This window comes from Methylotuvimicrobium sp. KM2 (assembly GCF_038051925.1).
Classification (GTDB): domain Bacteria; phylum Pseudomonadota; class Gammaproteobacteria; order Methylococcales; family Methylomonadaceae; genus Methylotuvimicrobium.
Genome location: NZ_CP150634.1, coordinates 4,146,908 through 4,159,946 on the forward strand (window position 1 = coordinate 4,146,908; position 13,039 = coordinate 4,159,946).

The following is a 13,039-nucleotide window of genomic DNA, read 5'->3' on the forward strand; positions in this document are numbered from 1 at the left end:
TCGAGCCACCAAACCCCCTTCCGACAGTTGTCTAAGTTATTTCATGCTCGTTCCTAACCAATCCTTCACTTTTTACGATTCACGATTCACTATTCACCAAAATATGGACATCACTCAACGCATCGCCGAAGAATTAGCCGTCAACCCGAAACAAGTCAACGCCGCTATTGCATTATTGGACGAAGGCGCGACCGTGCCTTTCATCGCTCGTTACCGCAAGGAGATCACCGGCGGCCTTGACGACACGCAACTGCGTAACCTGGAAGAACGCCTGATTTATTTACGCGAGTTGAACGACCGGCGCGAAACCATTCTCGAAAGCATCAAATCGCAAGGCAAACTGACGCCCGATTTGGAAAAAGCTATCCTCGATGCCGACACCAAAACGCTGCTCGAAGATCTCTACCTGCCGTACAAACCGAAGCGCCGCACCAAGGCCCAGATTGCGCGCGAAGCGGGTCTAGAACCCTTGGCCGATGCGCTATTGAACGACCGCGGCCTTATCCCGAACGAAGCCGCGCTTAGCTATATCGATCAAGATAAAGGCGTTCCAGATACCGCCGCCGCACTGGACGGGGCACGCCAAATCATCATGGAACGCATTTCCGAAGACGCCGAACTACTCTCCGAACTGCGCGAACGCATCTGGCAAAAAGGCATCATTCACTCGGTCGTCGTCGCCGGTAAAGAACAGGAAGCCGCTAAATTCAAGGACTACTTCGATTATCAGGAAGCCATCAACAAGATTCCATCGCACAGAGCACTGGCTTTATTCCGTGGCCGCAACGAAGACTTGCTCAACATTAGCCTGAAACCAGCCATGGAAGACCAAGACGAACACCGACTTTGCGAACAATTCGTCGCGAAGCGTTTGAATATCACCGATACATCCAAACCGGCCGATGCCTGGCTTGCCGAGACAGCGCGCTTCGCATGGAAGATCAAGTTGTTCACGCGCATCGATCTGGACTTGAAACTGCGCCTGCGCGAAGCGGCCGAATTTGAGGCGATCCGCGTCTTCGCGAGCAACTTACGGGATTTGTTACTCGCCGCACCGGCCGGCCCGAAGGCAACGATGGGACTCGACCCCGGCATCCGCACCGGCGTCAAGGTTGCGATCGTCGACCCGACCGGAAAACTGCTCGCAACCGAAACGATCTATCCATTTCAACCTCGCAATCAATGGGATCAGTCCATCGACACATTAGCTCGACTGATCGCACAACATCGAGTCGATTTAGTCAGCATCGGCAACGGCACCGGCTCGCGCGAGACCGATCAACTGGTCGGCGATCTGATCAAGCGCCATCCGGAACTAAAAGTCACCAAACTGACTGTTTCGGAAGCCGGCGCATCGGTTTATTCGGCATCGGAACTCGCCGCGAAAGAATTTCCCGATCTCGACGTCTCGCTCAGAGGCGCGGTCTCGATTGCGCGACGCCTACAAGACCCGCTCGCCGAACTGGTCAAGATCGATCCGAAATCGATCGGCGTCGGCCAATATCAGCACGATGTCAATCAAGCGCAACTGGCTCGCATGCTCGACACCGTCGTCGAGGATTGTGTGAACGCGGTCGGCGTCGACGTCAATACCGCATCGGTCGCATTGCTCAAGCAGGTATCCGGCTTATCGGCCAGCGTTAGTGAAAACATCGTCGCGTTCCGCGATCAAAACGGGCCGTTCAAAAACCGCAAGCAATTGAAGAAAGTTCCGCGCCTCGGCGACAAAGCCTTCGAACAAGCGGCCGGTTTCTTACGCGTAATGAACGGCGACAATCCGCTCGACGCTTCCGCCGTGCATCCCGAAGCCTATCCTGTCGTCGAAGCGATCATTGGCGACACCGGCAAATCGGTTCGCGACTTAATCGGCCAAAGCGCTTATCTACGTTCACTGAACCCGGCCAACTACACCGATGAAACCTTCGGCCTGCCGACTGTAACCGATATTTTGCAAGAACTCGAAAAACCGGGACGCGACCCGCGCCCCGAATTCAAAAGCGTGCAATACAAGGAAGGTGTCGAAAAAATCACCGATCTGAAACCCGGAATGATGCTCGAGGGTGTCGTGACTAATGTCGCGAACTTCGGAGCTTTTGTCGATATCGGCGTACACCAGGACGGTCTGGTGCATATTTCGCATTTAGCCGATGTCTTTATCAAAGACCCTCGCGATGTAGTCAAAACAGGCGACATGGTCAAGGTTAAAGTATTAGAAGTCGATGTGCCCAGACAACGCATTTCGCTGACCATGAAAAAGGGAGAACCCAACACGGAATCAAAACCGGCACCTTCGCCCCGCAAACCTGCCAAACAACCCCGGCAAGCACCGAAACCTCAAGGCGCGATGGCCGACGCATTAGCCAAAGCGTTGAAAAAATAAACTTTAAATCCTCTGCTATACTGAAGCGAAAAATAAATCAACCGGCAGGATTTGCTATGACATCATCTAATCGCACCATGATCCCAGTGTTACTGGTCAGTTTTTTGACCGCCTTCGCGCCCGAGTCTCAGGCTCAAAACGCCCATCCCCGCGTTTGCGGCAGCTATGGCGAAATAATCGGCCATAAAACGCTTAATGCCTTCGGTAACTTGGGCGGCTCAATACTTGAATTACCGAAGAATGTCATCAATACATCGAATCAAAGCAACGTCTTTTACGGCTTCACCGGAGGCCTTTTTAAAGGCATCGTCAACATGGCAGGCCGGATAGGCGTCGGCATCGCCGACTTGGTAACGATTCCGCTTCCGACCAAACCCATCGCATATCCTCTCTATGTTTGGGATGATTTCGACATCGACACGACCTATGGTGAAGCTTACCGTCTCTACCAGTGCACGCCGAAACCGAAACCCATCGTCCAAGCCCCGGAACCCGAGCCCGTCATTGAGCCTGAACCGACGGTATACACTCCGCAGCCAGTTGAAACACCGGAAGTCTATCAAGACACCACACGAAAAATAGATCAGTTATTCAAAGAGGAAATGCATAAATAATGAAAACAGGTGGAACCGAGCATAAGGCATAATCCTAAATTCGGCAGTTTGACCATAAGAATTTCTAGATATTATCTACTCCCTTTTGATTGAAAAACCGACTAAGAATAAAAGGTATGGGATGTGTCTATCGAGGACCGCCGTGAACCCATCCATGGGGGCTTGACGGCAGCAATCCCTGCTGCCGACATCCTCGCTAGCCACACCCCATACCTTCACAAAGTTAGCTAATTTTTGAGTATAAAAGGAGTAAGCCTTTTCGCTAAGCTCTTGGGTGTGAAGGAGTGTTATATATACTCATCGTAGATGAAAATTCGGCATCGGGGTGCCCATTAAAGGACGCCGCAAAGCCTACTACTTGTAGCAGTTATTTTGTGCATATTCCTAACCCAGCTTTAACAAGTGTAGTGCCTACCGCCTATGCTATTGAAATATAATAATTAAAAATCATGCCAAATTTAGCTTTGTAGTGCCATAAAATTAATTATTGCATATTATTCAATAACCTATTGACGCGCAATGTTAAGGCTGGGCTAAGCAAAAGCGAAGCAGAGGCACTATATGGCTTTCCATGGCTCGCATCGATTGCAATCGGCTCCAATTCGAATCGCGCGGCGGGTCTCGGAAAGCTAGAGCCTGGAAAAAAGCCCCCTTTCATCTTTCACCTTTCACCAAATAATCGACAACAACCTCCCAAACCGGCTTTCCCGAAGACGGCTCGCCGACACCGGCCCAACCCGCGACTTTATAAGTTTTATCGGCATCAAGCGGCTTTCCGCCCGGCATTCTAAGGCCGGAGATACGACGACCGATTTCCGCGTTCGGATCGCAATCAAAACGGAGGCCGCCGACGCGCACCATGTCGCCGCCTTGGCGATAATATGGGTCGCGGTTGAATAAATTGTCCGCAACATCTTCGAGAATCGCTTTGATTTCGCGGCCTAATAGAGAACGCTCGTAAGTTTCGGGATAAGTGATTGCAGTATGATTCATCACGTCTTCCAGCGTAATCGTTTGGCCTGGCAGTAGCGTATTACCCCAACGGAATCCCGGCGACATAGCGATATCGGCATCTCCGACTTCAAGCAAGGCGTCGAGAATCAATTGATCGAAGGTACCGTGAAAACGGTCGCGCCGATACAAAAGCCGGTCGGCAGTCGCTAATGGATAAGTCAATTGATCGATATAAGGATTTCTAACGGTTTTAATCAATCGCTGCATCATAGGATCGGGCGGCAGCAGATTCGAGAATATCGGCAATAAACGGTAATTCAAACCTTTCAGTCGACCTTTACCAACATTCAAATCCAACACCGCCAAAAACTTGCCATGGCAGCCTGCATTGCTCACCCAAGTCTTGCCGCCCGAATTCTCGATCAAGATTGGTTTGGGCAAGGCATCGTGCGTATGCCCACCTAAAATAATATCCAGCCCACTGACTCTCGATGCCAATTTTAAATCGACATCGAGGCCGTTATGAGACAGCAGTACGATGACATCGGCGGATTTATCGGTTTTGATCCGGTCGATAACGCCTTGCAAATTGTATTCTTGAATGCCGAATTGCCAGTCGGGGACGAAGCGCTTGGGATTGGCTATCGGCGTATAAGGAAAAGCTTGGCCGATGACGGCAATTCGCGCGTGTCGTAAGGTTTTAATGACATAGGGTTTAAACACAGCCGTGTTATCGTCATCGCTATCGAATCGGGCCACATCGGTCAACGCAATATTTTGCGCGGCGAACTCGCCGTTAAACTGTTTGAGATTTTCCAATACACGCTTGCTGCCATAGGTGAATTCCCAGTGTCCGGTCATCACGTCGACGCCCAAGAGATTGCACACCGCGACCATATCTCGCCCTTGCGTCCACAATGCCGTCGCCGAACCTTGCCAACTATCTCCGCCGTCGAGCAATAAGGTGTTGCCCGGACCGCTTTCTCCCCGAAGCCGCTCGATCAATGTCGCCAAGTGCGCGAAACCGCCCATTTTTCCGTAGATTTCGGCCAATTCGATAAAGTGTAAATGCGTGAAGGCATGGGCTTCGGGGCTGCCGAATTTTAGCCGGTAATAATCGAGTAATGCCTGCCCGCCTAAAGGAGTCGCGCCTCCATGCGTTTCGCCGGCGGCAAGATTATTCGAAGGCTCCCGATAATAAACAGGAAGCAATTGCGCGTGGCAATCGGTAAAATGCAGCAATCTGACATTGCCGAAGGGCTGTGCCGAATATAGGCCTTCGATGTCGAAATCGCCGAAACGCCTTTGTTTCGAACAATTCGAGGACAATAGTGCTAACGTAAGCGCTTGTAAAAATTCACGGCGACTTAAATTCATCGTTTGGATTTTCTCCGATGGATGGACATACGAAAAATGCTTTTTATATTCAATAGTTACAGTGAAAGCTCGTGAATTTGAACTCTTTATCTAATTTTTCGATATGCAAAACCTCAGCAACGAAAATGCCGCATCCTCCGCCACGCCTCGAACTTTCATTTGCCGGGGCGATGGACAGGCCTTCATGAATGATATTGTAAAGAATGAACATGCCGGAAACTGCTTTCAATCACAATTTAAGCGCTTTTTTCAAAGGGTTTTACGGCGACTTATTCGCGCCGGCCGCCGGTATTGCAATGGCGCTGGCTTTCGCTCCTTTCGATCATGCCTATCTGGGCTTCGTCGCCTTGGCTTTTATATTTGCGTCTTGGGAGGTATTAACTCCCGCCCGCGCCGCCTTGCGGGGATTTTTGTTTGGCTTGGGCTTATTCGGCTTCGGCGTTTCATGGGTATTCGTCAGCGTTCGAGTCTATGGCGGAGCCGATTTGTTGAGCTCCGTAGTGATCACGCTGTTATTTGTATCGGTCTGGTCCCTCTTCCCGGCACTGACCGGATACTTAACCAGCGCGATCGCTCGTCGTTCAGACCTCGCTATCAATAGCTTAATTCCGCCCTGCATCTGGATTTTAGTGGAATATATCCGAGGCAATTGGTTTCTTAACGGCTTTCCGTGGCTGCAAATCGCCTACTCGCAACTCGATACCCCCTTTTCGGGCTATATTCCTATTATCGGTGTGTACGGCACCGGTTTTTTGATGGCTCTGAGCGCCGGCCTCGCGCTGCAATGCCGTCACGGCAAACGGCACATCGTGACGAATCTAACCCTGATTGCCGTGCTTTTCGCGAGCGGCGCCCTATGCAAAAACATCTCATGGACCCATTCAATCGGAGAGAATATTCGCGTCAGCTTATTGCAAGGCAATATTCCGCAGGAACAAAAGTGGGCACCGGAAAACCGCGATTCAACGTTACGGAAATACCGCGAATTAACGGAAAAACATTGGTATTCCGACATTATCGTCTGGCCGGAAACATCGATTCCGGCTTATTATTCCGAAGTCAAAGAAAACTTTATCGAACCGCTGGAGCGCAAAGCCGTCGAACATAACAGCAACATCATCGTCAGCCTCCCTATGAAAGGCGATCAACCGCACGTAAAATACAACTCGGTATTAGTGCTCGGCAAACAGCGAAGTATTTATCATAAAAACCATTTACTGCCTTTCGGCGAATATTTGCCCTTACAACCCTTGTCCGGAAAAATTCTCGATTTTTTAAACATGCGCCTCGGACACTTCACCCCAGGGGGAGACGATCAAACGTTGCCAATCGCGGCAGGACATCCGTTTGCGGCCTCGATCTGCTATGAAGATGCCATTAGCAAAGAAGCACGCACAAAATTGCCGGATGCCGCTTTTTTAGTAAACGTTACCAACGACGCCTGGTTCGGACAATCGATAGAGCCTTTTCAACACTTGCAAATCGCCAGAATGCGCGCGCTCGAAACGGGCCGTTATCTCTTGAGGGCAACTAATACCGGCGTAACAGCCATTGTTTCACCTATGGGCGGCATCATTAAACAAGCAATACCTTTCGAAACGGCGGCGATCAGCGGCATAATAAAGCCGATGGGCGGGCTGACGCCCTATGCCAAAACCGGGAACGCTCCGGCGGTCTCGATACTCGTTGCTCTGTTAATAGCAAGCATGTCGACTCAAATAAAATACAACCGCCGCACTCAAAGTCGTCAGCGGGATCAATACGAAAGAGGAAGCCATGATGAACCACTGGAGCCGTAACGAATTCGCCTCATCAATCGACTTATTTAAGATAGATGTCAAGGACTTGCGCGTCGGCATGTATGTCTCGAAACTCGATCGCCCCTGGCTGGAAACGAATTTTTTGTTTCAAGGCTTTGAACTGAAAAACGAAAACGACATCGAAGCCGTCCAGCAACAATGCGAATATGTCTATATCGATGTCACGAAACAATCGAAAGCCCCGCAAATCTATGCCAAAAGCACCGCTTACTCCAAAGACTTTCTGGAAAAACACACGCCGCCCGAAAAACGCTCGACATTCGCGAAGGAAATCAAGAATGCCGAATATGTTCATCATAAAACGAGCAATTTAGTCAAAAGCTTCATGGAAGAAGTTCGCCTCGGCAAGACCATCAATGTCGAGCTCGCTAAAAAAGCCGTCGCCGAATGCGTCGAAAGCATCATCAATGCTCCCGATGCGCTGATGTGGATGACGCAATTGAAAAAACGAGACGAATATACCGCTCAGCACAGCATGAATGTTTGCATTTACTCAATCGCCTTAGGCAGACATATCAATCTCCCGATAGCCGAATTGCACCATGTCGGTTTGTGCGGAATGATGCACGACATGGGCAAAATGAAAATACCGCTGGAAATTTTAAATAAGCCCGGAAAATTTACTCCCGAGGAACTGAAAATCATGCAAGGTCATACGACGCTGGGCTGGAAATTATTGATGGCCTCGCCAGGCATGTATGGCGGCGCCATCGACGTTGCTCATACCCATCATGAAAAGCTGGACGGCACCGGCTATCCGCGTCAATTAAAAGCCGAACAAATCACACCTTACGCGCGCATCGTCGCCATTGCCGATATGTACGACGCGATCACCAGCGATAGGGTTTATCAAAACGGCCGCGCGCATCTCGAAGCCATCAGTTTATTGACCAAAAATTCCGGCTCGCATCTCGACTCCTCGCTGACGATTAAATTCATCGAATGCCTGGGTATTTATCCGCCTGGAAGTGTTGTCGAATTGAACACTGGAGAAGTCGGGATTGTCGTCGAGGTAAACCCGAAAGCCAAGATCCGCCCGAAAATCATCTTGTTATTGGATGAAAATAAAAAACCGCGCCAAGAACGCTTGGTCGATCTCTCGAAGTTGGATTTGGATGCTAGCGGTCATACTTATAGCATACGAAAGATTGAACGCCCCGACACATATAATGTCGATGTGATCCAATATTACCAAAAGGGAATACTGAATGCGGCAATCGACGCTTGATCTTGATGCCGGGGCGATGGCCGGGCCTTCATGAGCGGTACTGTGAAAGTTCGTAGATTTTGGCTCTTTATCTAATTTTTCGATATTCAACACAATGCCGGTTACGGAGAGGGGGCGGTTGCTCGGCCGACAGGCGTCGGCGGCAGGACAGCCGCCGTCGAGCCTACACGGACGTATTCACGGCGCCCTGTCGGGCGAGTGACCGCGCCCTCCCCACCCGAGAACTTTCATTTTTGCCGGGGCGATGGCCGGGCTTTCATGAACGTTAAGATCAAGCTTTGCCGGTAATTTCGATATGCAGCGCCCGGAACTCATCGGTCAGTTTATGATAAGGGGCATAATAAACCAAAGGTTTCGATTCGCTGTGCGATTCCCTAATTTTTACCGACGGTGAAATTTTTGCGTCGAGCACCGGATGGCCTTCGGTAATCAGATCCTCGACCAATTGCCGAGGCAGATTGGCTTGTTTTTGGTATTGGTTGACAACAATGCCTTCGATTTCAAGCGCTTGATTATGGTCGACCTTGACTTCCGCCAAGGCTTGCATCAACGTATATAAAGCCTCGCGGGAAAATGCATCGCAGTCGAATGGTATCAAGCACCTATGCGCCGCAATCAATGCCGACTGACTGTAAAAATTCAAGATCGGCGGAGTATCCATGTAAACCGCATCGAATCCTTCCAGCTTTTCCAGGGCTTCTTTCAATTTGAAAATCTTGTACCGGGATTCCAGCCTGGCTTGTAAAGGCTCAAGTTCAGGATGAGAAGGAATCACAAAAAGATTAGGAAAAGGCGTTTCATGAATCACGTCCTCAAGTCCCGGATTATTACTGCCGAACAATCCGAGACCTAAACAATCCTTGAAAAACTTGGCAATGGTTTTATCCGAATTAGCGACTTTTCCCCCCAGTAGATACTGAGTCGCATTGCCTTGCATATCCAAATCCACGACTAGCGTTTTTTTGCCTTCGACCGCACTGATTGCCGCCAAATTGCAAGAAATGGTGGACTTGCCGACTCCGCCTTTCTGGTTGAAAATGACCCTGCGCATGCTATGCTCCATAAAATCAAATAGTTAAAGTCGGCATTATAAGGTTTGACAGGATAATATCAACACCGAACGAAAGTATCGGCTCCGCAGGCCGGACATTTCGGAATCTCGCTGATCGTTTTAAACGAAATTTCCTTATTGCATTGATCGCAAACAAAGGTGCCGGGACTGGCGATTTCACCGCTATGATAGGTATTGACTTCGGCAATGGCCCTGAATTTGGCTAATTCGACGCTAGTTTTATCGGCCAAACTCATAAATTCCTCCAGCGCGAAATTTTCGAGTAAATCGATATCGAATTTCAGCCATTCGGATAAATCGTCATCATCCTCACTTTCATTACGCGAATGCGCCGCATGCACGACATCGCGCTTGACGTAGTCGGATACTTTATTAATTTCTTCCTGCGTCAAACCACCGAGTTCGCTGGTCTTTTCCTTAGCTTGTTCGAGCGCATGAGCCAAAGAATGTATACCGTCGTCCATCACCTCATAAAGGTGTTCCATCAAATTGTTATAGGCTTTAATTAATTTATTGTCACTCATACGATGAACTCCTTAAAATGAGGCTTTAGATTTAAACAAGTGTACTGTATTCTAATATATTTGACCGGAAAAGATGAGAAGGATGGAAGAAAGTTATAAGCCGTTAGAAATCGAGCAAGCGATTCAACAATCCTGGGAAGACACCAACGCCTTTGCTGCCCATGAAGATTCGAATCGCGAAAAATATTACTGCCTATCGATGTTCCCCTACCCCAGCGGCAAACTGCATATGGGCCATGTTCGGAATTATACGATAGGCGATGTGATCAGTCGATTTCAGCGCATGCAAGGCAAGAACGTCCTACAACCGATGGGCTGGGATGCTTTCGGTTTGCCGGCCGAAAATGCCGCGATGCAGCACGGCGTTCACCCGGCCGACTGGACCTATGAAAACATCGAATACATGCGCGACCAGTTGAAACGTCTCGGTTTCGGTTACGACTGGAACCGAGAACTGGCGACTTGCGATCCCGATTATTACCGCTGGGAGCAATGGTTTTTCTTGAAGCTATTCGAAAAAGGCTTGGTTTACAAAAAAACCGCACCGGTCAATTGGTGTCCGAACGACCTGACCGTGCTCGCCAACGAACAGGTTATCGACGGCTGCTGCTGGCGTTGCGACACACCGGTCGAGCGCAAAGAAATTTCGCAGTGGTTCTTAAAAATCACCGCCTATGCCGATGAATTGTTAGAGGCCCTAGAAAGCCTGGACGGCTGGCCGGAACAGGTCAGAACGATGCAATCCAACTGGATCGGTCGCTCCGAAGGCGTCGAAATGGATTTTGCGGTCCCCGGCGAAAACGAAGCGCTCAGAATCTATACGACCCGCCCCGATACGTTAATGGGTGTGACTTACTTGGCCGTTGCCGCCGAACATCCCTTGGCTCTTAAAGCCGCCGAAAACAATGCCGAAATCGCGCGCTTTGTCGAGGAGTGCAAAATCATGGAAACCTCTGAAGCGGCGATGGAAACCATGGAGAAAAAAGGCATCGATTCCGGCATCAAGGCCGTGCATCCGATCAGCGGCGAACAAGTGCCGGTATGGATCGCGAATTTCGTGTTGATGGGTTACGGTACCGGCGCGGTCATGGCGGTGCCTGCGCACGACCAACGCGATTTCGAATTCGCGCATAAATACGGCATTGCTATCAAGCAGGTCATTCATTCGCTCGACGATTCCGACGACAGCTGCGCCGAACAAGCCTTTACCGACAAAGGGATACTGCGCAATTCGAGTGAATTCAACGACTTGACCTCCGAGCAAGCTTTCATCGCGATCGCCGAAAAACTCGAAAAAGAAAACCGCGGCACGCGCAAGACCAATTTCAGACTACGCGACTGGGGCGTTTCGAGACAACGCTATTGGGGCGCGCCGGTTCCGATTATCTATTGCGACGACTGCGGCACGGTACCAGTCCCTGAAGACCAACTGCCGGTAACATTGCCGCGCGACGTCGTGCTCGACGGTTCGCAATCGCCATTGGTCGCGCATCCAACCTTTTCGCATGTCGATTGCCCGAAATGCGGCAAACCGGCCCGGCGCGAAACCGACACCTTCGATACCTTCATGGAATCGTCATGGTATTTCGCGCGTTTCGCGAGTCCCAAAGCGGACTCAATGGTCGACGAAGCCGCGAAATACTGGCTGCCGGTCGATCAATACATCGGCGGGATCGAACACGCGATACTACATCTCCTGTACGCCCGTTTTTTTACCAAATTGATGCGCGACGAGGGCATGCCGGCCCCTGACGAGCCGTTCAAGAACTTGCTGACGCAAGGCATGGTGCTGAAAGACGGCAGCAAGATGTCGAAATCGAAAGGCAACACGGTCGACCCGCAGGCCTTGATCGATCAATACGGCGCCGACACGGTGCGCTTGTTCATCATGTTTGCATCGCCGCCCGAACAATCGCTGGAATGGTCCGACAGCGGCGTCGAAGGCGCGTTCCGTTTTCTGCGCCGGCTTTGGAAACAAGTCCATCAGCATGTTCAAAACGATCTACCGACGCCTGGACTCGACCGCAATGCAATGACCGACGATGAAAAAAACCTTCGCCGGCAACTGCATCAAACCATCGAAAAAGTCACCGACGACCTGGGCAGGCGGCATACCTTCAATACCGCGATCGCGGCGAACATGGAACTTTTAAACGCCATTGCAAAATTTACCGCCGACTCGAACAACGCCAAGGCTATACGGCAAGAAGCGCTCAGCGCGATCGTACTGATGCTGTCGCCTATCGTTCCACATATCTGTCAGCGGCTTTGGGAACATTTGGGACAAAGCGGCAGTCTTCTGGATACCAAATGGCCCAAAGCCGATTCGAGCGCGATGCGGCTCGACACGCTCGACATTGTCGTTCAGGTCAATGGTAAGCTGCGCAGCAAAATTTCAGTGGCCGCCGACGCTTCGAAGGAGCAAATCGAAGCCATTGCTCTCGGCGATGATAATGTCAAACGCTTTATCGAAGATAAACCAGTCAAAAAAGTCATTGTCGTACCGAATAAATTAGTCAATATCGTCGTATGAAACGAGGTCGCGCATGAGATTGAAAATAGCCCTGCTAATTTTACTGACATTGGCGTTAGGCGCCTGCGGATACCGACTACAAGGAACCGTCGACCTCCCCGACGATATCAACAAGGTTTATCTGCAGGGAGCTTCGGGCAGTCTGCGCGACCACTTTACTCGGACATTGAGATCATCTCCCGTGCGGATCGTCGATTCGATCGGCCAAGCCGAGTTGGTGATCAATACGTTGAATGAAAAACTGGATAGGCGCGTTTTGTCGCTAAGCTCCATCGGCAAAGCAAACGAGTTCGAATTAAATTACAAATTGGAATACGAACTTTTGGATAATCAAGGCGCCGTTCTGGCTCGCAATCAATCGGTCGAAATTATCCGGGAATATTACAACGACCAGGAAGCGGTCATTGCTCAAGCCAACGAGGAACAAGTAATTATTAACGAAATGTACAAACAAGCGGTACGATCAATTCTCGACCGCACACGAACCCAACTTCACAAATATTAAGGAATATGCACAAAATAACTTCCATAAGCATT

General features: G+C 50.1%; 9 protein-coding genes. 6 read left to right on the forward strand and 3 right to left on the reverse strand.

Annotated features, from left to right (window positions below; all coding sequences use genetic code 11):
• The first annotated feature begins 103 nt into the window (after positions 1-103).
• Positions 104-2,380 carry a Tex family protein gene (locus WJM45_RS17485; RefSeq protein ID WP_341326318.1) on the forward strand — a complete coding sequence of 759 codons (2,277 nt, stop codon included), beginning with the start codon at positions 104-106 and terminating at the stop codon, positions 2,378-2,380.
• 56 nt (positions 2,381-2,436) lie between these two features.
• Positions 2,437-2,994, forward strand: coding sequence for an exosortase system-associated protein, TIGR04073 family (locus tag WJM45_RS17490; protein ID WP_341326319.1), 558 nt, complete (start codon positions 2,437-2,439; stop codon positions 2,992-2,994).
• Positions 2,995-3,648: 654 nt separating this feature from the next.
• On the opposite strand, the gene soxB is transcribed toward WJM45_RS17490, so the two are convergent.
• A complete protein-coding gene (gene soxB / locus WJM45_RS17495) occupies positions 3,649-5,325 on the reverse strand; it encodes a thiosulfohydrolase SoxB (protein ID WP_341326320.1) in 1,677 nt (558 codons plus the stop codon).
• A gap of 209 nt (positions 5,326-5,534) precedes the next feature.
• Here soxB and lnt point away from each other — a divergent pair, with 209 nt between their 5' ends.
• Together lnt and WJM45_RS17505 are read left to right on the forward strand one after the other, a co-directional pair.
• Positions 5,535-7,124 (forward strand): apolipoprotein N-acyltransferase, encoded by a 1,590-nt coding sequence (gene lnt / locus WJM45_RS17500; protein WP_341326321.1) that lies wholly within the window; start codon positions 5,535-5,537, stop codon positions 7,122-7,124.
• Positions 7,102-8,373, forward strand: a complete 1,272-nt coding sequence (locus WJM45_RS17505; protein WP_341326322.1) for an HD-GYP domain-containing protein — start codon at positions 7,102-7,104, stop codon at positions 8,371-8,373. Before lnt ends, WJM45_RS17505 begins: the two co-directional genes overlap by 23 nt.
• A 271-nt stretch (positions 8,374-8,644) precedes the next feature.
• On the opposite strand, the gene WJM45_RS17510 is transcribed toward WJM45_RS17505, so the two are convergent.
• Positions 8,645-9,424 carry a ParA family protein gene (locus WJM45_RS17510; protein WP_341326323.1) on the reverse strand — a complete coding sequence of 260 codons (780 nt, stop codon included), beginning with the start codon at positions 9,422-9,424 and terminating at the stop codon, positions 8,645-8,647.
• Between the two features lie 59 nt (positions 9,425-9,483).
• Positions 9,484-9,969, reverse strand: a complete 486-nt coding sequence (locus tag WJM45_RS17515; protein WP_341326324.1) for a zinc ribbon-containing protein — start codon at positions 9,967-9,969, stop codon at positions 9,484-9,486.
• A gap of 82 nt (positions 9,970-10,051) precedes the next feature.
• Here WJM45_RS17515 and leuS point away from each other — a divergent pair, with 82 nt between their 5' ends.
• Positions 10,052-12,502, forward strand: coding sequence for a leucine--tRNA ligase (gene leuS, locus WJM45_RS17520; protein WP_341326325.1), 2,451 nt, complete (start codon positions 10,052-10,054; stop codon positions 12,500-12,502).
• 13 nt (positions 12,503-12,515) lie between these two features.
• Entirely contained in the window at positions 12,516-13,007 is a 492-nt protein-coding gene (lptE, locus tag WJM45_RS17525; protein WP_341326326.1) for an LPS assembly lipoprotein LptE, read from the forward strand.
• The last annotated feature ends 32 nt before the right edge of the window (positions 13,008-13,039 follow it).